This window comes from Pantoea stewartii, assembly GCF_011044475.1.
In the GTDB taxonomy this organism is placed as follows: Bacteria; Pseudomonadota; Gammaproteobacteria; order Enterobacterales; family Enterobacteriaceae; genus Pantoea; species Pantoea stewartii.
The window spans coordinates 2,505,713-2,529,963 of sequence record NZ_CP049115.1; the positions used below are offsets into that span (position 1 = coordinate 2,505,713).

Here is a 24,251-nt window from a genome sequence, read left to right on the forward strand (position 1 = left end):
TTTAAATTCACGTTCTGCTGACGGGGAAGCCGTTCCGTTTCGTCCTCCGTGGGACAGAATACGGCAAATCTGAAATATTGGCTAAAATTCCGCTATTTACTGGTTTTAACACCGTACCAGTGATAATCGCGCTAAAAAAAACAACGGGTTGCCAGAAAATTTGACTTAAATCGAATCTGTTATTGCCCGCTTCTCCGGCAAGCTGCGGTTTATGACTCTGATAACAGCATATTCTTCCGCAAAAAAACAGGATAATACGCGACCGTTCTCGGATTAGTATGAGATCCGCTTTTAATGAGTCCACTTGCAGCTAAAGTCCAATAATTCAATCAGTAAAGCTCACTTTGCGTACTGCCTGATATCACCCAGACTAAAGCAACGCCAATCTGTCGCTTTACGGGGAAAACATGAAAAAAACGATCTTACTGCTGAGCGTACTGGCCTTGTCCAGCATCAGCCAAAGTTATGCCGCCCCTGCAGCCGGTGAAGCCGCCGGTGCACAGGCCACCACAACCGCTCAGGGCAACTCCAATGCCATCGGTATTGGTGCCATTGGCGCGCTGTTGGGCGTAGCGCTGGCGACCGCAGGCGGTGGCGGCGGTGATGGTAACAGCAGCAGCACCTCAACCACGACGTCGACCAAAGCGGGTAAATAAGTCAGCCTCCTCGCCTCATTGTGCTTCCCTGAGCGTGAAGCGCAGTAAAAGGGTTTTTAGCCTGTTAAAAACCCTTTTCTCGCCCCCTTTTTCGTCACACCGGATTTGCTTTACACTGAAGCTCTTTTGATTTGACCGGCTGCAGTACATGAGAACGCGACTGATTACCCGTGAAGGTTTTAACACCTTAAAAGCTGAACTTGATTATCTGTGGCGGGAAGAGCGACCCGAGGTCACCAAAAAAGTGACCTGGGCTGCCAGCCTGGGCGATCGGAGTGAAAATGCCGATTACCAGTACAATAAGAAGCGTTTGCGCGAGATTGACCGCCGCGTCCGCTATCTCAGCAAAAGTCTTGAGCAACTGCGTATTGTGGATTATTCGCCCCAACAGGATGGCAAAGTATTTTTTGGTGCCTGGGTGGAAGTCGAGAATGACGACGGTGAAGTGAAACGCTTTCGTATCGTGGGCTACGATGAAATTTTTGGCCGTAAGGATTACATCTCGATTGACTCGCCGATGGCCCGTGCGCTGTTAAAAAAAGCGGTCGGTGATATGGCCATTGTTGAGACGCCAGCCGGGCCGGCCGCCTGGTATGTTAATGAAATTAGCTATATTGAAGCCTGATTCAGAATATCGCTGAAAGCAGGCCCATTCTCTGGCATTTTCGCCCATCAATCCGTATAACTATCGGCTATTTCTCAACCCAGAAAGCATAATAGTCCGATGATGAATGTTCTTAGCCAGCTAATTGCAAGTGAGCTCCAGGCGCGCCCCGAGCAAGTTGACGCCGCCGTCCGCCTGTTGGATGAAGGGAATACCGTGCCATTCATTGCACGTTATCGTAAAGAGGTGACGGGCGGTCTGGATGATACGCAACTCCGCCAGCTGGAAACCCGCCTCGGCTACCTGCGTGAACTCGCTGAACGCAGGCAGGCCATCCTGAAATCCATTGAGGAACAGGGAAAACTCACCGACGACCTGGCTCAGGCCATCAATGCAACGCTCAGCAAAACAGAACTCGAAGATCTTTACCTGCCCTACAAACCCAAACGCCGCACCCGTGGGCAAATCGCCATCGAAGCCGGTCTGGAGCCGTTGGCCGAGACATTGTGGCAGGATCCCTCGCACGATCCGGAGCAGCTGGCTGCCGGTTATGTGAATGCCGATAACGGTGTCGCCGATGTGCGCGCAGCCCTTGATGGCGCGCGCTATATCCTGATGGAGCGCTTTGCTGAAGATGCCGCGCTGCTGGCTAAAGTACGCCACTATTTGTGGAAGAATGCCCATCTGGTATCGAAAGTGGTGGAAGGTAAAGAGGAAGCGGGCGCGAAATTCCGCGACTATTTCGACCACCATGAGCCGCTGCATACCGTACCGTCTCACCGTGCACTGGCGATGCTGCGCGGACGTAACGAAGGCGTGCTGCAGCTGTCGCTGAATGCCGATCCGCAATTTGATGAGCCACCGCGCGAAAGTCATGGCGAAACCCTGATTGCCGAACACCTGAACCTGAGACTGAATAACGCGCCCGCCGACAGCTGGCGCAAGGCTGTGGTCAGCTGGACCTGGCGCATCAAGGTGATGCTGCATCTGGAAACTGAGCTGATGGGCACGGTTCGCGAGCGGGCCGAAGATGAGGCCATCAACGTCTTTGCACGCAACCTGCACGATCTGTTGATGGCGGCACCTGCGGGCATGCGTGCCACTATGGGCCTGGATCCGGGCCTGCGTACCGGCGTGAAAGTTGCCGTCGTTGACGCCACCGGCAAGCTGGTCGCCACCGATACCGTTTATCCCCATACCGGCCAGGCCGCGAAAGCGGCGGCGGCCGTGGCGGCGCTGTGCGTGAAGCACCAGGTCGAACTGGTGGCGATCGGAAACGGTACCGCCTCACGTGAAACCGAACGTTTCTTCCTTGATCTGCAAAAGCAGTTCCCGCAGGTCACGGCGCAAAAAGTGATCGTCAGCGAAGCGGGCGCATCGGTCTACTCCGCGTCAGAGTTAGCGGCGCAGGAGTTCCCGGATCTGGATGTCTCCCTGCGCGGGGCGGTTTCCATTGCCCGCCGCTTACAGGATCCGCTTGCCGAGCTGGTGAAAATCGACCCGAAATCCATCGGTGTAGGCCAGTATCAGCATGACGTCAGCCAGAGTCAGCTGGCGAAAAAGCTGGATGCGGTCGTGGAAGACTGCGTGAATGCCGTCGGCGTTGATCTGAACACCGCTTCCGTACCGCTGCTGACGCGCGTAGCAGGTCTGACGCGCATGATGGCGCAAAATATCGTCGGCTGGCGTGACGAAAACGGACGTTTTCAGAATCGTCAGCAGTTACTCAAGGTGAGCCGCCTGGGGCCGAAAGCCTTTGAGCAATGCGCAGGCTTCCTGCGTATCAATCACGGCGATAACCCGCTGGATGCGTCTACGGTTCACCCCGAAGCCTATCCGGTAGTCGAGCGCATTCTGGCGGCCACGGAACAGGCCCTGACCGATTTGATGGGCAATCCGGCCAGCCTGCGGAATCTGAACGCTGTGGACTTTACCGATGCGCGTTTCGGCTTGCCAACCGTGACTGACATCATGAAAGAGCTGGAAAAACCCGGCCGCGATCCCCGTCCTGAGTTTAAAACCGCGCAGTTCGCGGAAGGCGTGGAAACCCTGAACGACCTGATGCCGGGCATGGTGCTGGAAGGTGCGGTCACTAACGTCACTAACTTCGGTGCTTTCGTGGATATTGGCGTTCATCAGGACGGGCTGGTCCATATCTCTTCCCTGTCCGATAAGTTTGTGGACGATCCGCATCAGGTCGTGAAGGCGGGCGACATCGTCAAAGTCAAAGTCATGGAAGTGGATCTGCAGCGTAAACGTATCGCGCTTACTATGCGTCTTGACGAGCAGCCGGGTGAAGGCCATGCCCGCAGTGGTAAGAGCAGCACGGCACGTGAGGAAAGACGTCCCGCAGCGAACAAAGGCCGGGCGCGTCCCGCCAGTCAGCCAGCAGGTAACAGCGCCATGGGTGATGCCCTGGCTGCGGCCTTCGGTAAGAAGCGCTAGTTAACGGCGGTTACGTCGCCTCTTTCCCGGTGCGGAAGGAGGCGACGCTTCACCCTCTCTTCCCCTTTACGCTGTTCTTAGCCCTCCGCCAGGCTTTGTCTGCCAGCAAGCCGTTGCGCCCTTTCGCTGGCTGCGCGTGCGATTAAGTTGAAAATCCTCACCCTGACGCTACGCTAAAAAGACGCCCGTGATAATAACGACACCCGCTGTGGCAGCCCCTTAAAATGGAAAAAATCACTGCTTTACTCGATGCGATTTATGCCGATGCCTTTCCACAGGCTTTACGTGAACGCCTGCTCGCCCTGATTGCAGACGCTCGCGATACCACAAAATTGCCACGTAAAGCGCACTGGGACGAACAGGATGTCGTACTGATTACCTATGCCGATCAGTTTCGCGAACCGAATACGCCTACGCTCCGCACTTTCTCACGCTTTTATCAGCAGCATTTGCAGTCGACCTTTCCACTGGTGCACCTTCTGCCGTTCTATCCTTATTCGTCCGACGACGGTTTTTCCGTCATCGATTACCATCAGGTCAATCCGTTATGTGGCGACTGGCATGACATTGCCCTGCTGCATCAGGAAACACGACTGATGTTCGATTTTGTCTGTAACCATATGTCGGCGCACAGCGCATGGTTTAAGCATTATCTTGCACAGGATCCGGGCTGGGATGATTTTTTTATAAGCCTGCCGCCCACTACCGATCTGAGTGCGGTAACGCGGCCACGGACGTCGCCCTTGCTCACCCCGTTCACGCTGGCAAACGGTGACATTCGTTTTGTCTGGACCACCTTCAGCGCCGATCAAATTGACCTGAACTTTGCCAGCCCTGACGTGCTGCTGCGCATGGTTGAGGTCCTGCTCGACTACCTGAAACGTGGAGCCGATTACGTACGGCTGGATGCAGTGGGCTATATGTGGAAAACACCCGGCACCACGTGCATTCACCTCGAAAAAACGCATCTGCTGGTCAAACTGTTTCGCGCCATCGCCGACGAGGTTGCACCGGGCACCGTGATCATTACTGAAACCAATGTGCCGCATAAAGACAACATCAGCTATTTCGGCAAGGGTTATGATGAAGCCCAGATGGTGTACCAGTTCTCGCTGCCGCCGCTGGTGCTGCACGCCATCCACACCGGCTCGGCGCGTGCGTTACGCCAATGGGCCAGTACCCTTACGACAGGCAATGGCAATACCACTTTTTTCAATTTCCTGGCATCGCACGATGGTATTGGCCTGAATCCGGCACGCGGTATTTTATCTGAAGTGGAAATTACCGCCCTGGTGCGCGATCTGGCGCTGGAAGGTGCGCTGATCTCGTACAAAAATAATCCTGATGGCACGACCAGCCCCTATGAAATCAACGTGACCTATTTCGATGCGCTCAACCGTGAAGGCGATGACGATGAAACGCGGCTCAAACGCTTTATGTTAGCGCACGCTATCTTACTGGCGTTTCCGGGCGTACCCGCCATTTATATCCAGAGCATACTGGGTGCACGTAACGATTATGAGGGCGTACGCGAAGCCGGCCATAACCGGGCGATCAACCGGCAAAAATATGCGATGCCGGAGATTGAAGACGCGCTGGCAAACAGGAACGGTTTACGCCATCAGGTTTATACGCATTTGAGTAAACTGATTCAGCAGCGTCGCCGTCTGGCCGCTTTCCATCCTGATAATCCGATGCAGCTCTTTCAGAGTGACAATGCGCTGTTAATAATGAAGCGTGATGAGCCCGCCCGCGGCGATGCGTTACTGTGTGTATTTAATCTCAGTGGCAGACAGGTTAAAGCGCAGTTACCCGAAGCGCGCCTTTTTCAGGATGTGATCAGAGGTGAGAAGGTGGATGGCACCCAGCCTGTGGTGCTGGATGCCTGGCAATTCATGTGGCTACGCTAATTACTTGTACACTTCCGCAGTTGCACTGAACTTACCGTGCTCACGGCCCGCGATCACCCGGAAGTACTTGCCGCCCTTCTCATCCGCTGCTTTTGACAGCTTCTTCTTGGCATCCATTGGCGAGGTGGTTTCTGCCGTGGTGTTTACGGTACCAATTTTGGTCAGATTCATCTTCTGCACTTCTTCTTTGGTGACTTCTTTCGCCGCCAGTGCAGAAAATGACACTGCGCCCATCATCACTGATGCAACTACCCATTTCATAACCTTCATTTGTCTACCCTCATTCATGATCCATTGTTGAGATGTAAGCAGCCGCAAATCGCTTAAGGCTATATCGAACGGCATAGTCATCTCCCTGACTAATCGCATAGAAGTGCAGCGGCCTTGCTCACTCATCAAGTATTGCCGCTACACAGAAATTTGCCAGTTACGGTCTGGGTTAACTGTCTAATCCGCTGATAAATGAAATAATATGCTGGCAGAAGGCGTCAGGATGAGAAATAAACGGCGCATGTGCGGCTTTGTCTGTCACAACAGAAGGCGATGCCGGTAACTGTTGGTCAAGCTGTTGCGCAATGCGACGGGGTACCAGACCATCCAGCGCGCCATAGATGCGCAGAAAAGGCAGTGAAAGCGTGGCAAGCCTGTCACGTAAATCGCATTCGCTCAGAATCTGCAGGCCACCATTCAGCACCGCTACGTCGGGCATCGGCTGTGACAGCACAATGTCTTTCAGCTGGCGTGCATCGGCGCGGGCGCTTTCCGAGCCCATGGTTTGCAGAGCCAGAAAACGCTCAACGGTACGCTGAAAGTCCTGACTCAGCTGCTGCTGAAAGTTATGTAAGGTTAAAGGGGCAATCCCAGGCCAGTCATCGCGGGCGGTAAAGCAAGGTGACGAGGCGACGGTAATCAGGGCACGTAATCGTTCGGGGACGCTCAACGCCAGCTGCGTGGCAACCAGCCCGCCCAGAGACCAGCCCAGTACAGTGGCGCGCGAGGGCAGATGCGGCTCAAGCACCGGTGCCATCGCTTCCAGCGACATCGCCGGGAATCCCTGGCTGCGGCCATAACCGGGTAAATCCACTAAGTGCAGACGGAAATGCGTGCTGAGTCGCGGCACGATGTTTTGCCACACTTCCGCATTCAGTCCCCAACCGTGCAGCAGCACAAGATCGTTATCTCCTTCGCCGCAGGTATGCCAGTAAAGTGAGCTCATCCGTTATGCTTCCATCATTCATTAATAAGGAGGCCACTATGCTACCAATGCCCGCCCTGTGTTGGCTATGCCAGTTGCCGCTACGTCTTGCCCGGCACGGCATTTGCTGTGTCTGTCTGCGCCAGTTGCCCCGCCTGCCCCCGTTATGCCCGGTGTGCGGTCTGCCTGCCGCTTCTGGCAACCTGGCCTGCGGGCGCTGCCTGCGTCACCCGCCGCCCTGGCAGACGTTAGTCTGCGTCAGCGCCTGGCAGCCCCCGCTCAGCACATGGGTAAACCAGTTAAAATTCTCCGGGACGACCGCACTAAGGGTGATGCTGGCGCGTTTGCTTTTGTTAAGCTGGTTGAATGCGTACCGTAGCAAACGGACGAGCCGTCCCGATCTGCTGATGTGTGTTCCGCTGCATTCACGACGCTGCTGGTGGCGCGGCTACAATCAAACGGCCCTGCTGGCCGCACCCCTGGCTCACTGGCTGGGCTGTGCATTCAGTCCGGCGTTATACCGACGGCGCGCAGGTGCCGTTCAGCATCACTTAAGCGCCCGCCAGCGTCGTCGCAACTTGCGAGGAGCGTTTCATCTTGAAGCCGATGTCACCGGACGCCATATCGCCCTGATCGATGATGTGGTCACCACCGGCAGTACGGTCAAAGAAATCAGCCGGCTGCTCCGGGCGCAAGGCGCAGCCAGCGTGCACATCTGGTGCCTGTGCCGTACCTTGTAGAGCCCGAATGATGGGCGTATTATAACCAACTAAATTAGTCAACTATTGAGCAACTGACATGATCCGAATTACTGATTCTGCCCAAGAGCATTTTTCAAAACTGCTGTCTAAACAAGAAGATGGCACCCAGATTCGCGTATTCGTGATTAATCCGGGTACGCCAACGGCCGAATGCGGCGTGTCATACTGCCCACCCGATGCGGTTGAAGCCACGGATACTGAACTTAAGTTTGAAAAACTGTCCGCGTATGTTGATGAACTGAGCGCGCCCTATCTGGAAGACGCTGAAATTGACTTCGTCACCGATAACCTGGGCTCGCAGCTGACGCTGAAGGCGCCTAACGCTAAGATGCGCAAGGTTTCTGACGATGCGCCACTGGTTGAGCGCGTGGAGTACCTTTTACAGGCGCAGATTAACCCACAGCTGGCCGGACACGGCGGACGCGTTTCGCTGATGGAAATCACCGACGACGGTTTTGCTATCCTGCAGTTTGGTGGCGGCTGTAACGGCTGTTCGATGATCGACGTTACCCTGAAGGATGGCATTGAGAAAGAGTTGCTGGCAGCCTTCCCGCAGTTGAAAGGCGTGCGCGATATTACTGAGCACCAGCGTGGCGAGCACTCGTTCTACTGATGTTTACGCGCGACAGCCCGGCTGTCGCGCGTTCCCGTTATCCCGCCTTTCGCCGTTTAGTCACGGTTTTCAGTAGCTTATTGACGTCATCATCGGCAAAGATGCTTTCCAGTGGCTGCACCAGCTTGCGACGCCAGTTGGGATATTGATCGACGGTGCCCGGCACGTTAACCGGCGTGGTCATGCCCAGCCAGTCCTCAGGCTGCAACCCAAGCAGTGCACTGTTGGTATCCGCCAGAAAACGGTGCACAGACTGATTCAGACCGGGCGTCATCGCCAGCGACGCCGCCTGTTTTGCGCTCCGCGCCGGCACCGCGCCCGATTTATGTAGCGCATCGAGCAGCGCCTGCTTTTGCTTCAGTCGCTGCTGCTGCAGGTTGAGGACAGTTTTTTTATCGGGATAAAGCCCAAGCTCCTCGCCAAGCTGCAAATCGCCGCCACTCCAGAACCCTGTCAATGTAGGCAGATCGTGCGTGCTGGCGCTGGCGATTGACTGCCGTGGATAGGCCCGGGGCGCGCGATACTGGCCCTGCCTGCCCTGTTCAAACCACAACACTTTCCACGAAAAGACGCCACTGTCGCGCAGCAGACTGACAATCTCTTCAGGCACGGTACCTAAATCCTCGCCGATCACCATACAGCCCTGTCGGTGGCTTTCCAGCGCCAGAATACCTAACAGATCGTGAACCGGATAAGCCACATATGCCCCTTTATCCGCCGTTTCACCCGCCGGTACCCACCAGAGGCGCAGAAGCGCCATTACGTGGTCGATACGTAGCGCGCCGCAGTCACGCATATTCGCACGCAGGATGTCGATAAAGGGCTGATAACCTCTGGCCTGCAGAACATGGGGATCCATCGGCGGCAGCCCCCAGTTTTGGCCCAGCGGACCAAGCCGATCGGGCGGCGCGCCGATGGACGCTTTCAGCCGGTAGAGCTCTGGATCGTGCCAGGTTTCAGCGCTGCCTTCTGCTACGCCGACGGCCAGATCGCGGTACAGGCCGACACTCATACCCAGCGCCTGACTGCGCGCCCAGCACTGCGAAAACTGCTGCTGCGCCAGCCATTGCAACCATTGCCAGAAAGCAATCTCCTCGCCGTGCTGTTCGCACCAGTTCTGCACCTCCGCGGAGCGGCAGTCACGCCAGCTTTCGGACCAGGCAGGCCAGCCTGTCAGTGCGGAGCCTTCACGCTGCATGTCTGCCTGCAGACCGTCATAAACGGCCTGACAGCGCAAACTGTCGCCCCCTTGCTGGATAAATTCGGCAAAGCCTTGTTTCTGCTCATCTTCCGCACGCCGGGCCTGGAACTGAGTCCAGCTATGGCGCAACGCCGTCAGCTTCAGCGCCATCACTGCATCGTAATCCACCCACTCACTTTCCCGGGCCTTGCTGAGTGCTTTTTGGGTTTTCGCGCTTTTCCACCACTTTTGCGCCGCGCGGCTCTGCTGGAAATCCTCTACCTGTGCCACATCGATATAGATAATATTTAACCAGCGACGGGACGACGGACTGTAAGGGCTGGCAAAAGCGGGGCTGGCCGGATAGAGCGCGTGCAGGGGATTCAGGCCGACAAAATCACCACCGCGCGCGGCAAGCTGCTCCAGCAAATATTCCAGATCGCCAAAATCACCAATGCCCCAGTTTTTCGCTGAACGCACGGTATAAAGCTGAACCAGCGCGCCCCAGCGTTTCTCTCCGGCACGCAAGGCCGGGGGCAGATAACAGCGGCGCGGCGCGACGATCACTCTCGTCTGCCACGTACGTTTACCCTTGCTCAAGGTAAGCTGGTGATAACCCTGCCCCAGAGGAGAAGGCAGCGTAAAGGGCGCACCACCTTCGAGTGTTCCGCTAAAAGTTTTGCCTTTCTCTGTCTGCAACTGCCAGCTTATGCGACCGTCAATCTGTGGCGCCAGCACACGTTGGCGATTACCGCTGAAGACCACAACAGGCGGCAGCGGTGATTTGCTGGCTTTCTGCGGGTTTTCCATCACGGCGAGCAAGGCACGCTTTGTCTCATCGCTGATCGCCTCCGGTTCACCGTTCGCATTGAAGTACGTCAGCGCTATTCCTGCCGCCAGTGCGGCTTTATCAAGTGAAGTGGATGTCATCGCAATTCCTTAGCGTTGCGCCTGCCAGATGCGCTGTTGGTAGTCCCGAATCGAACGATCCGAACTAAAAAACCCGGCTCGTGCCGTATTGAGAATGGCGGCGCGCGTCCAGGCTTCCTGATCGCGCCATAACGCCTCAACGCGTTTTTGCGCATCGACGTAAGCCTGATAATCCGCCAGCACCAGCCAGGGATCGCCATTTTTTGTCAGACTCTCCAACATTAGGTCGAATGCATGCTTATCGCCATTACTGAACTTCCCTTTTTTCAGAGACGTCAGTAATTCATCCAGCTCTTTGTTATGCTTGCGGATCTTTTGCGGCTTGTAACCTGCCGCTTTAAGCGCCTTAACCTCATCCACGGTATGGCCGAAAATAAAGATGTTCTCTTCGCCGACCTGTTCGGCGATTTCTACATTCGCGCCATCCAGCGTGCCAATAGTGAGTGCGCCATTTAATGCCAGCTTCATGTTGCCTGTGCCTGAGGCTTCGTAGCCCGCTGTGGAGATCTGCTCCGACAGATCGGCAGCAGGGATCAGGTATTCGGCTGCCGTAATGCGGTAATCCGGCATAAAGACGACTTTGAGTTTGTCGCCAACAAGCGGGTCGTTATTCACCACGTCTGCCACCTTGTTGATGGCATAGATAATGTTTTTTGCCAGGTAATAACCCGGTGCGGCTTTGGCACCAAAGAGAAACACGCGGGGAATCATGCTGGCATCATCGGGATTATCGCGAACGCGTTTATAGCAGTGCAGAATATGCAACAGGCCTAAATGCTGACGCTTATACTCATGCAGTCGCTTGATCTGCACATCAAAGATCGCTTCTGGATTAACAAGGATGCCGGTGCGCTGCGCAATGTAGGTAGCCAGACGCGCTTTGTTATGGCGCTTAACCGCACGGAAGCGCTCACGGAAGGCAGGATCATCCGCACAGGGCTCCAGCCCCTGTAAGGCCGTCAGATTACTGACCCATTCGCATTGAAGCGTATCGTCAATCAGGCTCGACAGGGCGGGATTACACTGCTTAATCCAGCGGCGCGGCGTGATGCCGTTCGTGACATTGTGGAATTTTTGCGGCCAAAGCTGATGGTACTCGGGGAAAAGATCGGTCACGACCAGGCCGGAATGCAGGGCCGCCACGCCATTCACTGCAAAACCGCTCACCACGCACAGGTTTGCCATGCGCACCTGACCATCGGCCACCACTGCCAGCTTCTTCCATATCGCTTTATCACCTGGCCAGCGCTGTTTAACCTGCTGTTTCAGGCGGCGATTGATCTCTTTGATAATGACCATATGACGCGGCAGCACACTGCGCATCAGCTTTTCATCCCAGCGTTCCAGCGCTTCAGGCATTAAGGTGTGATTGGTATAGGCAAACACGCGGCTGGTGATATGCCAGGCCTCATCCCAACTCAGCTGATGCGCATCCAGTAATACACGCAGCATTTCCGGTATAGCGATAGTGGGATGCGTATCGTTTAGCTGGATCACTTCATGATCTGGCAGGGCATGGATACTGCGCCCTGCCTGATGATGACGTCGCAAAATATCCGCCACTGCGCAGGCACACTGAAAATATTGCTGCATCAGGCGCAGGCGTTTTCCCTGTGGGTGATTATCGTTGGGATAAAGCACTTTGGTCAGGCTGGCGGCATCAATCCCCTGCTGTTCAGCCTGTAAAAACTTACCATCGTTAAACAGCGTCAGGTCAAAAGGATGTTCGCTGGTGGCTTTCCACAGCCGTAACGGCAGCGTCACCCCGTTACGGTATCCCGTGATCGGCAGATCCCAGGCTTCCCCGCGAAGATAAAGGGCAGGTACCCATTCCAGGCGACCTTCATCGCGCTTGATCACTTTTCCACCCAGCCCGACACGCACATCCAGCGCTGCGTTATGGCGAAACCAGGGATAGGTGTCGCGCTCCCAGTCATCCGGTTCTTCAACCTGTTTGCCCTCTGCGAAGCGCTGGCGGAACAGGCCATATTGATAATTCAGCCCATGTCCGGTTGCAGGCTGGCCTGCCGTCGCCATGGCGTCCATGTAACAGGCCGCCAGCCTTCCCAGGCCGCCGTTACCTAAGGCTGGATCGACTTCTTCTTCCAGCAGTTCGCTCAGCTCAACCTGATGTTCAGCCAGCAGGGCTTTTACCTCATCAAACCAGCCCAGATTAAGCAGGTTATTGCCCGTAAGACGTCCCAGCAGAAATTCCATCGACAGATAGTTCACATGACGTTGTGGCGAGAGGGATCGGGCGGTGGGCTGCACACTGATCACATCATTCACTGCGGCACTGAGTGCCTGCCACCACTGATGCGGCGTCATTTGCCTGGCGGAGGTGTAGCCGAGATGTTGCCATTGGCGGGTTAATGCAGCCTGAAAGCGGGATTTATTGAATTTCTGCTGTGGCATATCACTCCCTTTGTATCCATATGGGTAAGGTAAACATGGCATGCGCATGGGCCGGCAACATGGCCAGCGACCGTTTTAATTAAATACGTGAGTGCGGGAAAAAGCGACAGACTGAGGTAAAAAACGCCAGTTTACTCACTGGCGGGCAGGAATTAGCAAAGTTCGAGGTGAACGTCGTGCTGTTCAATCACCTTCATGACGCTGGCGGGCGGCATTTTATCGGTATAAAGATAATCAAGCTGGCTCATATTGCCCAGGTTGACCATGGCATTACGCCCAAATTTCGAGTGATCCACAACCAGCATGACACAGCGTGAGTTCTCGATGATGGCGCGCTTGGTGCGCACCTCGTGGTAGTCGAACTCCAGCAGTGATCCGTCCATATCAATGCCGCTAATCCCGAGGATGCCGTAATCAAGGCGAAACTGTGAAATAAAGTCCAGCGTCGCTTCGCCCATGACCGCGCCATCACGGGTACGTACTTCGCCACCCGCAATAATGACTCTGAAGTCCGGTTTGCCCATCAACAACATGGCTACGTTCAGGTTGTTCGTCACCACGCGCAGATCGCTGTGGCCCAGCAGCGCATGCGCCACCGCTTCCGGCGTGGTGCCGATATCAATAAACAGCGTTGCGCCGTCGGGAATCTGGCTGGCAACGCGCTGGGCAATGCGCGCTTTTTCGGCCGACCACATCATTTTACGGTCCTGCCAGGCGGTGTTCTCCGAGCTGGAGGGCAAAGCCGCCCCACCGTGGTGCCGTTGAATTTTATTTTGATCGGCAAGGTCGTTTAAATCACGACGAATCGTTTGTGGGCTGACTTCAAAATGGTCGACCAGCTCCTCAGTACTGACATATCCCTGACGCCGAACCAGATCAATAATGGCGTCATGACGTTGCGTCTGCTTCACATTCCTCTCCTGTTTCGGGCTTATTCTTCTTCGTTGTGACTAGCGTTTTTTCTTGCGCGTATCAACAAATGCCATCGCCAGGCCAACCAGTAGCCCACCCACGTGCGCGGCGTTGGCGATGGCCAGACCAAAGGCCCCAAACCAGCCGACCACCAGCCAGACGAGGGCAAATCCGATTAACCCGCGCTCCAGACAGATACCACTCTCAGGATCGCGTTCGCCACGCAGCCAGCAATATCCCATTAATGCATAGACCACGCCGGACAGACCACCAAACCAGATGCCGCTGAACTTTGCCTGCAGCCAGCCACTGAGCAGGGCGGAGATCAGTAAAATGACAAAAAGTTTGCCGCTGCCTAACCGTTTTTCTACCGCTCCGCCGAGATACCACCACCACATCAGGTTAAACAGGATATGCAGCAGCGAAAAATGCAGCAACGCATGACTAAACCAGCGCCAGACCTCAAAGTGCTGATCGGCATCGGGCCAAGCTAACCAGTACATTACGGTGCGATCGCCCAGCACCTGCATCAGAATAAAGACGGCGATACAGGCCAGCATCACGACGGTCGTCAATGGTCCGGCCCGCTCACGTATGTTTGCCCAGATGTTGCTGCGCTCATAGCGCAGGCCGCTGTCGGTTTTACCACTTTGCCAGCTCGCTGCCAGGTAGCGCGGATGATTGGGATCGCGCACGAACGCCTGAAGTTCGTTTTCGACCATTGAAAGCTGACTTTCATCATCCAGCACAATGACATAGTGACTTTCATGCTCAATACGCAATTTCACGCCACGCGTCGCCATGTAGTCAACAAAAGCCTGCGCCATGCGCGGCTGATTAAATTGGGTAATGCGCATTACTCACTCTCCGTGTTACGCCCGCTTATTTATTCAGCGCCGCTGGCAACCTGTTGAGGAAAGGCGGCGCGCCAGGCGTCAAATCCGCCATCTATACTGTAAGCCGTGGCAAATCCCTGACCATGCAGATAGTCCGCCGCACCCTTACTGCTGTTGCCGTGATAGCACATCACCAGTACAGGCAGGCTCATGTCAGTGGTGCTGATGAAATCATTGAGGTTGCTGTTCGACAAATGCAAGGCGCCGCGGGCATGGCCGAGTGCAAAACTTTGCGCATCGCGAATATCCACCAGCACTGCGCCCTGCTCAAGATGCGCCTGCGCCTGGTGAACATCAATACATTGGTAGGTTTCCATGGTGTCTCTCATCATGTTTCATCATCAAAATGACAGCTAGTGTAACCCGATAATCCTCGGCAATAACCTGACAATAATTGTGGCTACTCACCTTTCCGCACACATAATGTTATCCATATCACGCAAAATTGTTTTTAAGCGGTTAAATACTGGCATCAATGTTGGTTTGCGATTATTATTATGCTCGAAAACGAACATAAGTGAACTATTCCGAACATCGGAGGAGACAACGTGGAAACCAAAGACCTGATCGTTATCGGCGGCGGCATCAACGGTGCTGGCATCGCAGCAGACGCTGCAGGACGCGGACTGTCGGTGTTAATGCTAGAGGCGCGGGACCTGGCTTGCGCGACCTCTTCCGCCAGTTCAAAACTGATTCATGGTGGCCTGCGCTACCTTGAACATTATGAGTTTCGTCTGGTAAGTGAAGCGCTGGCTGAGCGCGAAGTGCTGCTAAAAATGGCACCGCATATCGCGTTCCCGATGCGTTTCCGCCTGCCGCACCGTCCGCATCTGCGCCCGGCCTGGATGATTCGCACCGGTCTGTTCATGTATGACCACCTGGGCAAACGCACCAGCCTGCCGGGCAGTAAAAGCCTGACCTTTGGGCCGGATTCGGCGCTGAAGCCTGAAATTAAACGTGGTTTCGAGTATTCCGACTGCTGGGTCGATGATGCCCGTATGGTCGTCCTCAATGCGCAGGAAGTGGTTAAGCATGGCGGTGAAGTGCGCACCCGTACCCGCGTTACCCGCGCGTGGCGTGAAAATGGCCTGTGGATGGTCGAAGCAGAAGACATTGACAGCGGCAAAACCTTGACCTGGCAGGCCAAAGGTCTGGTTAACGCAGCCGGCCCCTGGGTTAAGCAGTTCTTTGACGACGGGCTGGCGCTGAAGTCGCCCTACGGTATCCGCCTGATCAAAGGCAGCCATATCGTGGTGCCACGCGTTCACAATGAGAAGCAGGCTTATATCCTGCAAAACGAAGATAACCGCATTGTGTTTGTCATTCCGTGGATGGACGAGTTTTCCATCATCGGCACAACCGACGTGGAATATAAAGGCGATCCGAAAAATGTCGCTATTGACGACAACGAAATCGACTACATCCTGAAAGTGTACAACGGCCACTTTAAAAAGCAGTTAACGCCTGACGATATCGTCTGGACCTATTCCGGTGTGCGCCCGCTGTGTGATGATGAATCGGATTCGCCGCAGGCCATCACCCGTGACTACACGCTGGACGTCCGTGATGAAAACGGTAAAACGCCATTACTGTCGGTCTTTGGCGGTAAATTAACGACCTATCGCAAGCTGGCTGAGCATGCGATGGAGAAACTGGCGAAGTATTATCCCAAGGCTGGCCCGGCCTGGACGAAGAACTGCGTATTGCCCGGCGGTAATATCTCTGGCACCAGTGATGACTACGCTGCCAGCCTGCGCCGCCGTTATCCGTTTATTACTGAAAACATGGCGCGCCACTATTCCCGCACTTACGGCAGCAACACGGAACTGCTGCTCAACGATGCAACGTCGCTGGAAGATCTGGGTGAGAACTTTGGCCACGAGTTTTATGAGGCCGAACTGCGTTACCTTGTTCAGCATGAATGGGTGCGTGAAGTCGACGACGCTATCTGGCGCCGCACCAAGCAAGGTATGTGGCTCAATGAAGCTCAGCAGGCCCGTATCGCTGAGTGGCTGGCGGCGAAGGCCAAGCCGACGCTGTCGCTGGCCTCGTAACAGCGCGTCAGTGTTGAGCGTGCGGCACAACAGGTTACGGCCTGTTGTGCCGTTTTTTTTGCCGGCGCGGTCCTTTCGCTCGTTCAAATTACCGCCAGGACGTCCTGTCGGCTCATCCGGAAATCCCTCATCCGCTCAGCGGGTGGGAAGGCCGCCCAACTCCCCCGCTTTGAGATTTGCGCCTGCTCAGGCGTTTTTATTGCTTTGGATACCGATAATTGATGCTTGTGCGAGAAGTCTTTTCAGGCACTGAGAAGGTTTGAGTCGCTGACAGCTGATGAAGCGCTGAGAGGGTTTCGCTCGCCAGGCGGCCTGGAGTTTCAGTCTGCCCGGTGCGGGCGACCGACAAGGGGCCGCCAGCCGCCGCGGCCCCTTGACCCCGGGCTCCCGTCCTGCCCACCCGCCGCTTTGAGATTTGCGCCTGCTCAGGCGTTTTTATTGCTTTGAATACCGATAATTGATGCTTGTGCGAGAAGTCTTTTCAGGCACTGAGAAGGTTTGAGTCGCTGACATCTGATGAAGCGCTGAGAGGGTTTCGCTCGCCAGGCGGCCTGGAGTTTCAGCCAGGCCGGTGCGGGCGACCGACAAGGGGCCGCCAGCCGCCGCGGCCCCTTGACCCCGGGCTCCCGTCCTGCCCACCCGCCGCTTTGAGATTTGCGCCTGCTCAGGCGTTTTTATTGCTTTGAATACCGATAATTGATGCTTGTGCGAGAAGTCTTTTCAGGCACTGAGAAGGTTTGAGTCGCTGACATCTGATGAAGCGCTGAGAGGGTTTCGCTCGCCAGGCGGCCTGGAGTTTCAGCCAGGCCGGTGCGGGCGACCGACAAGGGGCCGCCAGCCGCCGCGGCCCCTTGACCCCGGGCTCCCGTCCTGCCCACCCGCCGCTTCGCGGTGCCTTCGCTCCTTCAGGATTTCTGCGGACCGCCAGGACGCACCATCCGTGGCGCGGCCCGGCTCTCGCCGACGTCCTGTCGGCTCATCCGGAAATCCCTCATCCGCTCAGCGGGTGGGAAGGCCGCCCCAACCCCCCGCTTCACTGTCTCTGTGTTGAAGCCACTTCCGGTGTCGCTGTAGGTGACCGGAAAGTCCTACAGTCTGCTGGTTTTGAATCAATGCCTGTTTATAAAAACTTTTTTGAATCCCACTGTACACATTCACTACAGACAACACCCGCTTTTAAAAGAAACCAGGACTGACAGGCGGGGGGTTTTTCTGCCGGCATCCGGCGCGCTGAGGAGGGAACGGAGGCCAGGACGGAGCGGCAGGGATGCCGCGCAGAGGACGGCTGCGCCAGGGAGGGCGCATCCGGACGGTCCGTCAGGCCGCAGTGAGTGACGAAGGAACAGCGACGGCTGACGGCCGCCGGGATTGTTAAGGGGCTGGCGCGAGCCCCTTAACCCGGCCGCCTGCACGGACTGGCTGAAACTGCCATCGCCTGGCGGGCGGAAAATTCCCCGATGCAGGACCGTAATCTTCCCGCCCCGCGGCCAAACAGACAAAACCTCAGACAACACCACATCACATCAGTAACACGATCCCACAGGCAGGGGTTTCCTGCCGGCATCCGGCGCGCTGAGGAGGGAACGGAGGCCAGGACGGAGCGGCAGGATGCCGCGCAGAGGACGGCTGCGCCAGGGACGGCGCATCCGGACGGTCCGTCAGGCCGCAGTGAGTGACGAAGGAACAGCGACGGCTGACGGCCGCCGGGATTGTTAAGGGGCTGGCGCGAGCCCCTTAACCCGGCCGCCTGCACGGACTGGCTGAAACTGCCATCGCCTGGCGGGCGGAAAATTCCCCGATGCAGGACCGTAATCTTCCCGCCCCGCGGCCAAACAGACAAATCCTCAGACAACACCACACCAAATCAGTAACACGATCCCACAGGCAGGGGTTTCCTGCCGGCATCCGGCGCGCTGAGGAGAGAACGGAGGACAGGGCGGAGCGGCAGGGATGCCGCGCAGAGGACGGCTGCGCCAGGGAGGGCGCATCCGGACGGTCCGTCAGGCCGGAGTGAGTGACGAAGGCACAGCGACGGCTGACGGCCGCCGGGATTGTTAAGGGGCTGGCGCGAGCCCCTTAACCCGGCCGCCTGCACGGACAGGCTGAAACTCCCTGTCGCCTGGCGGGCGGAAAATTCCCGGAGCAGGACCGTAATCTCCCCCGCCCGGCGCGCAAAATATTCCCGGCGTACGACTGTAATCTCCCCCGCTCCGCGAGCAAAATATTCCCGGCGCAGGACCGTAATCTCCCCCGCCCCGCGGGCAAAATATTCCCGACACACAACCGTAATCTCCCCCGCCCCGCGGGCAAAATATTCCCGGCGCACAACCGTAAACCCTCACCCCACGAACAACGCCCCCAATAAAAAAGGGGCTGTCACCAGCCCCCTCAATCTCAACTTTACCGCCAGACTACAGCCTCACCGGCGAAATATTCCAGATCTCATCCGCATACTCCTGAATCGTGCGGTCAGACGAGAAATAGCCCATGCCGGCGATGTTCATGGCGGCGCGGCGCTGCCATTCGTCTGGCTGACGATACAGTTCATCGACCTTATCCTGCGTATCCACATAACTGCGGTAATCCGCCAGCAACTGGTAGTGATCGCCAAAGTTCACCAGCAAATCGAACAGGTTACGGTAGCGGCCCGGATCCTGCGGGCTAAAGACACCCGAGGCGAGCTGGGTGAGCACCTGGTGCAGTTCGGCATCTTCTTCATAGTACTTACGCGGGTTGTAGCCTGCCTGACGCAAGGCTTCGACCTGCGGAGTGGTGTTACCAAAAATAAAGAAGTTTTCTTTGCCCACATGCTCCAGCATTTCGACGTTGGCACCGTCCAGCGTGCCAATGGTCAGCGCACCGTTGAGGGCAAATTTCATGTTACTGGTGCCCGAGGCTTCGGTACCTGCTGTCGAGATTTGCTCAGAGAGATCGGCCGCCGGAATAATAATCTGCGCCAGACTCACGCTGTAGTTAGGGATAAAGACGACCTTCAGCTTATTTTTAACCTGAGGATCATTGTTAATCACCTTCGCCACATCGTTAATCAAATGGATAATGTGCTTGGCAACGTAGTACGCCGAAGCCGCTTTACCCGCAAAAATATTCACGCGCGGCACCCACTCGGCATCGGGATCGGCCTTGATGCGGTTGTAACGGGTAATCACGTGCAGGACGTTAAGTAACTGGCGCTTATACTCATGAATACGCTTGATCTGAACGTCGAACAACGCGTTAGGATCGATCACCACATCGAGGTTTTTCGCCACCCAGACGGCGAGCCGTTTTTTGTTTTCCAGCTTGGCATCCGCCACTTTCTCAATAAAGGCCGGGTAATCGATACAGGCTTTCAGCTCGCTGAGCTGGCTTAAATCTGTCCGCCAGTTACGACCAATCTGCTCATCCAGTAATTCAGACAGAGGTGGGTTTGCCAGCGCCAGCCAGCGGCGCGGCGTAACGCCATTGGTTTTGTTGCAGAAACGGCCGGGGAACAGGCGGGAGAAATCGGCAAACAGGGACTGAACCATCAGGTTCGAGTGCAGCTCTGAAACGCCATTGACCTTGTGACTGACGACCACGGCCAGCCAGGCCATGCGCACCCGGCGCCCGTCGTTCTCATCAATGATAGAAATGCGCGACAGCAGATCCCAGTCGTCAGGATAATATTCCTGAATCGTTTTAAGGAAAAAGTCGTTGATTTCAAAAATGATGCTGAGGTGGCGCGGCAGGATCTTGCCAATCATATCTACCGGCCAGGTTTCCAGCGCTTCGCTCATCAAGGTGTGGTTGGTATACGAAAACACCTGGCAGCACACATCGAACGCATCATCCCAGGTAAATTTATGCTCATCAATCAACAACCGCATCAGCTCGGGAATCGCCAGCACCGGATGGGTGTCATTGAGGTGAATGGCAATTTTGTCCGCCAGGTTGCCCCAGGTCCGGTGCATCGTCCAGTGACGATTCAGAATGTCCTGCACGGTAGCCGACACGAGGAAATATTCCTGGCGCAAACGCAGTTCCCGACCGGAATAGGTTGAGTCGTCGGGGTAAAGCACGCGGGACACGTTTTCTGAGTGGTTCTTGTCTTCCACAGCCGCAAAATAGTCACCCTGATTGAATTTACCCAGGTTGATTTCGTTACTGGCCTGCGCGCCCCACAAACGTAACGTGTTAGTAGAATCCGTATCGTAGCCGGGGATGATTTGATCGTAGGCCATAGCCAGAATCTCTTCGGTTTCCAGCCAGCGAACCTTGGCCCCTTCGTGCTGAACACGGCCACCGAAGCGAACTTTATAACGGGTGTTGAAACGCTGGAACTCCCACGGGTTGCCGTATTCAAGCCAGTAATCCGGTGACTCTTTCTGCTCGCCATCCACAATATTCTGTTTGAACATGCCGTAATCGTAGCGAATGCCGTAGCCGCGGCCCGGCATACCGAGCGTTGCCAGCGAGTCCAGGAAGCAGGCCGCGAGGCGACCCAGGCCACCGTTACCCAGACCGGGATCGTTCTCTTCTTCCATCAACTCGGCCAGATCGAGGCCCATTTCGTCGAGCGCCAGATTGAGATCGTCGTAGATCCCCATCGCCAGCAGAGCATTGCCCAACGTGCGCCCCATCAGAAATTCCATCGACAGGTAATAAACCTGCCGCACATCCTGAGAAAGTTGCGCGCGGTTAGAGCGCAGCCAGCGCTCAACCATACGATCGCGCACGGCCAGCAGTGCGGCGTTCAGCCATTCGTGTTTATTCGCAATGGAAGGGTCTTTACCAATGGTGAACATCAGTTTGTATGCAATTGAGTGCTTTAAAGCATCAACCGTCAACGTAGGTGAAGCGTAAGTGAATGGTGTATTCATTTTCAGTTTCCCAATCCGTTACAACAAACGTTGATAAAGATCGCGGTAGGCTTGAGCGGCGACCTGCCAGCTAAAATCCATCCCCATCGCCTGACGCTGCACATAACGCCACAGTGAAGGGCGAGACCACAACACAAACGCGCGACGAATGGCCCTTAATAAAGACCAGGCATTACTGTCTTCAAAACTGAATCCACTGGCAATACCATCCGCAAGGTTTTCCAGCGAACTGTCGTTTACCGTATCGGCCAGGCCGCCCGTGCGACGCACTAATGGCAGGGTGCCATATTTCAGTCCGTAGAGCTGTGTCAGACCACAAGGCTCGAAGCGGCTTGGCACCATGATGACATCCGCGCCGCCAACAATGCGATGCGAAAACGCTTCGTGGTAGCCAATCTGTACGCCAACACTGCCAGGATGTTCCGCCGCAGCGGCCAGAAAACCCTGTTGCAGTTCGGCATCACCTTGCCCTAACAGCACCAGTTGTCCGCCCTGAGCCAGCAAACCGGGCAGCGCTTCCAGTACCAGATCCAGCCCTTTCTGTCGGGTCAGGCGGCTGATCACGGCAAAGACGGGGGCTTTGTCGTCCACCTTCAGTCCCATTGCCACCTGCAGCTGACGCTTGTTTTCCGCTTTGGCTTCCAGCGTATCGCGGTTATAGCGTGAGCTCAGCAGCAGATCATGGGAGGGATCCCAGATTGCCGGATCGACACCATTTAACACACCGCTTAAACGCCCTTCACGCATCCGTTGGGCCAGCAGGGTTTCCATGCCGTAACCGTATTCGGGCGTGGTGATTTCATGCGCATAGGTTGGGCTTACGGCCGTCACATGATCTGCGTAAAACAGGCCCGCTTTCAGATACGAGATCTGTCCAAAAAACTCCAGGCCGTACATATTAAAAAAGGATTGTGGCAGCTGAATCTGATCCAGATGATGCGCGGAAAACAGTCCCTGATAGGCCAGGTTATGCACGGTGAAAACGGATTTTGCAGGCCGTCCACGCGCTTCAAGATAGGCACAGGTCAGCCCTGCATGCCAGTCGTGTGCGTGGACGATATCGGGCCGCCAGTAGCTGTCCAGTCCGCAGCCTAACTCACAGCCCATCCACCCCAGTAAAGCAAAGCGTAAATAGTTGTCGACGTAGGCAAACTGCGATTCATCATGATAAGGACTACCCGGACGATCATAGAGATCAGGGGCATCAATAAGGTAAATGCCTACCCCATCAAACTGCCCAAACAGTAAGCGAACGGGCCCGGCAAACGTCTGCAACTCCGCCACCAACTGCGTATCCGGTATTCCTTTACGTAATGCAGGAAACGCGGGAAGTAACACTCGCGTATCTGTTCCACCCGCAATTTGTGCCTGAGGTAATGCCCCGACTACATCAGCCAGCCCGCCCGTTTTCAACAGCGGGAAAAGTTCTGAACAGACATGTAAAACCTGCATCCTCGACCTCATTAAGTTACCAGGCACGATCCTCGTGCCGATGGGTTGTGTGCCGCTTGTCGTTTATTGTCCCGCACTACTGAGTTTGGCCAGCATGGCGCGGGTCACCAGTACAATGCCTTCTTCTGAACGGAAAAAGCGGCGGCTGTCTTCATCAGGGTTTTCACCAATCACCATCCCTTCTGGCAACACACAGGCGCGGTCAATGACGCAGCGGCGCAGACGACAGGATCGGCCAACCACCACATCAGGCAGCAGTACCGTTGAATCAATGTTGCAAAATGAGTTCACCCGCACGCGGGAAAACATAACCGAATTCACGACCACCGAGCCCGAAATAATGCAGCCGCCAGAGACCAGGGAATTCATTGTCATACCATGGCTACCGGAACGGTCCTGGACAAACTTCGCCGGGGGTAAGGGTTCCATATGGGTACGAATCGGCCAGCTGCTGTCGTACATATCCAGTTCCGGTGTGACCGAGGCCAAATCGAGGTTCGCACGCCAGTAAGCCTCCAGCGTACCGACATCCCGCCAGTAAGGCGGAGCCTCGTGATCGTTTTGCACACAAGAGATCGCAAATGAATGGGCGTAGCCCTCGCCACTTTCTACGACCTTCGGCAAAATATCTTTGCCGAAATCGTGGCTTGAACCGGCCTGATGCAGATCGTCCTCCAGCAAACCATAGAGATACTCGGCGTCGAAAACGTAAATCCCCATGCTGGCGAGCGATTTTGTGTCATCGCCCGGCATGGTTGGCGGCTTCGGCGGCTTCTCCACGAAATCGATTACTTTATTGTTTTCGTCAACTGCCATCACACCAAACGCGGTCGCCTCTGCGACGGGCACCGGCAGACACGCGATCGTGCAGCGGGCATCATTCAGCACGTGATCCAGCAGCATTCTGGAGTAATCCATTTTGTAGATGTGATCGCCTGCCAGGATAACCACATACTGCGCGTTGTAACGCCGGATAACGTCGAGGTTCTGGGTCACCGCATCCGCTGTGCCGCGATACCAGTGCTCAGTGGAAAACCGCTGCTGAGCCGGAAGCAGATCAACAAATTCATTCATCTCTTCGTTGAAGATAGACCAACCACGCTGAATATGTTGGGTTAACGTATGAGATTGATACTGCGTAATGACGCCGATACGACGAATGCCGGAGTTAACACAGTTGGAGAGCGCAAAATCAATAATGCGGAATTTGCCGCCAAAATGAACGGCGGGCTTGGCGCGTTTGGCGGTCAGATCCACCAGGCGCGTCCCGCGTCCTCCAGCGAGTACAAGGGCGATGGTTTGTGTAGGGAGCTGGCGCGCCAGCATAAGATGTTCTGCTCTTTCTAATTTAACCATGTCTGACTCCTTA

At 55.6% G+C, this 24,251-nt stretch carries 17 protein-coding genes; 7 read left to right on the forward strand and 10 right to left on the reverse strand.

Annotated features, from left to right (window positions below):
- Positions 1 to 407: 407 nt before the first annotated feature.
- The 4 genes from yjbE to G5574_RS12015 all read left to right on the forward strand — a co-directional run bounded on the left by yjbE (position 408) and on the right by G5574_RS12015 (position 5,615).
- Positions 408 to 656 carry an exopolysaccharide production protein YjbE gene (yjbE, locus tag G5574_RS12000; RefSeq protein WP_006121012.1) on the forward strand — a complete coding sequence of 83 codons (249 nt, stop codon included), beginning with the start codon at positions 408 to 410 and terminating at the stop codon, positions 654 to 656.
- Positions 657 to 804: 148 nt separating this feature from the next.
- Positions 805 to 1,281, forward strand: a complete 477-nt coding sequence (gene greB / locus G5574_RS12005) for a transcription elongation factor GreB (protein WP_033741594.1) — start codon at positions 805 to 807, stop codon at positions 1,279 to 1,281.
- A gap of 99 nt (positions 1,282 to 1,380) precedes the next feature.
- Entirely contained in the window at positions 1,381 to 3,705 is a 2,325-nt protein-coding gene (locus tag G5574_RS12010) for a Tex family protein (protein WP_164482656.1), read from the forward strand.
- Positions 3,706 to 3,929: 224 nt separating this feature from the next.
- Positions 3,930 to 5,615: a sugar phosphorylase gene (locus G5574_RS12015; protein WP_164482657.1), complete on the forward strand. Its 1,686-nt coding sequence runs from the start codon at positions 3,930 to 3,932 to the stop codon at positions 5,613 to 5,615.
- On the opposite strand, the gene G5574_RS12020 is transcribed toward G5574_RS12015, so the two are convergent.
- Entirely contained in the window at positions 5,616 to 5,885 is a 270-nt protein-coding gene (locus G5574_RS12020) for a YdgH/BhsA/McbA-like domain containing protein (protein ID WP_033741618.1), read from the reverse strand.
- 169 nt (positions 5,886 to 6,054) lie between these two features.
- Positions 6,055 to 6,831: a pimeloyl-ACP methyl ester esterase BioH gene (bioH, locus tag G5574_RS12025; protein WP_164482658.1), complete on the reverse strand. Its 777-nt coding sequence runs from the start codon at positions 6,829 to 6,831 to the stop codon at positions 6,055 to 6,057.
- A 38-nt stretch (positions 6,832 to 6,869) separates the two neighbouring features.
- Between bioH and gntX the strand changes: the two genes are divergently transcribed.
- On the forward strand, positions 6,870 to 7,550 hold the full coding sequence (gene gntX / locus G5574_RS12030) for a DNA utilization protein GntX (protein WP_164482659.1): 681 nt from the start codon (positions 6,870 to 6,872) through the stop codon (positions 7,548 to 7,550).
- A 58-nt stretch (positions 7,551 to 7,608) separates the two neighbouring features.
- The gene (gene nfuA / locus G5574_RS12035; RefSeq protein ID WP_033741605.1) at positions 7,609 to 8,184 is read left to right on the forward strand and encodes a Fe-S biogenesis protein NfuA; all 576 of its coding nucleotides are present in this window, start codon (positions 7,609 to 7,611) and stop codon (positions 8,182 to 8,184) included.
- Positions 8,185 to 8,221: 37 nt separating this feature from the next.
- On the opposite strand, the gene malQ is transcribed toward nfuA, so the two are convergent.
- From malQ to glpE, 5 genes are all read right to left on the reverse strand, one after another.
- A complete protein-coding gene (gene malQ / locus G5574_RS12040; protein ID WP_164482660.1) occupies positions 8,222 to 10,294 on the reverse strand; it encodes a 4-alpha-glucanotransferase in 2,073 nt (690 codons plus the stop codon).
- A 9-nt stretch (positions 10,295 to 10,303) separates the two neighbouring features.
- Positions 10,304 to 12,709 (reverse strand): maltodextrin phosphorylase, encoded by a 2,406-nt coding sequence (malP, locus tag G5574_RS12045; RefSeq protein ID WP_033741607.1) that lies wholly within the window; start codon positions 12,707 to 12,709, stop codon positions 10,304 to 10,306.
- A 152-nt stretch (positions 12,710 to 12,861) separates the two neighbouring features.
- Positions 12,862 to 13,620, reverse strand: a complete 759-nt coding sequence (locus G5574_RS12050) for a DeoR/GlpR family transcriptional regulator (protein WP_006121023.1) — start codon at positions 13,618 to 13,620, stop codon at positions 12,862 to 12,864.
- Positions 13,621 to 13,659: 39 nt separating this feature from the next.
- Positions 13,660 to 14,478: a rhomboid family intramembrane serine protease GlpG gene (gene glpG / locus G5574_RS12055; RefSeq protein ID WP_054632965.1), complete on the reverse strand. Its 819-nt coding sequence runs from the start codon at positions 14,476 to 14,478 to the stop codon at positions 13,660 to 13,662.
- Between the two features lie 29 nt (positions 14,479 to 14,507).
- Positions 14,508 to 14,834, reverse strand: coding sequence for a thiosulfate sulfurtransferase GlpE (gene glpE, locus G5574_RS12060; protein WP_006121025.1), 327 nt, complete (start codon positions 14,832 to 14,834; stop codon positions 14,508 to 14,510).
- 231 nt (positions 14,835 to 15,065) lie between these two features.
- Here glpE and glpD point away from each other — a divergent pair, with 231 nt between their 5' ends.
- The gene (glpD, locus tag G5574_RS12065) at positions 15,066 to 16,571 is read left to right on the forward strand and encodes a glycerol-3-phosphate dehydrogenase (protein ID WP_164482661.1); all 1,506 of its coding nucleotides are present in this window, start codon (positions 15,066 to 15,068) and stop codon (positions 16,569 to 16,571) included.
- A gap of 2,411 nt (positions 16,572 to 18,982) precedes the next feature.
- Here glpD and glgP read toward each other — a convergent pair.
- From glgP to glgC, 3 genes are all read right to left on the reverse strand, one after another.
- Positions 18,983 to 21,430: a glycogen phosphorylase gene (glgP, locus tag G5574_RS12070; protein WP_033738164.1), complete on the reverse strand. Its 2,448-nt coding sequence runs from the start codon at positions 21,428 to 21,430 to the stop codon at positions 18,983 to 18,985.
- A gap of 18 nt (positions 21,431 to 21,448) precedes the next feature.
- Positions 21,449 to 22,882, reverse strand: a complete 1,434-nt coding sequence (glgA, locus tag G5574_RS12075; protein ID WP_033738165.1) for a glycogen synthase GlgA — start codon at positions 22,880 to 22,882, stop codon at positions 21,449 to 21,451.
- Positions 22,883 to 22,945: 63 nt separating this feature from the next.
- Positions 22,946 to 24,238, reverse strand: coding sequence for a glucose-1-phosphate adenylyltransferase (gene glgC / locus G5574_RS12080; protein ID WP_033738167.1), 1,293 nt, complete (start codon positions 24,236 to 24,238; stop codon positions 22,946 to 22,948).
- Positions 24,239 to 24,251: the final 13 nt, after the last annotated feature.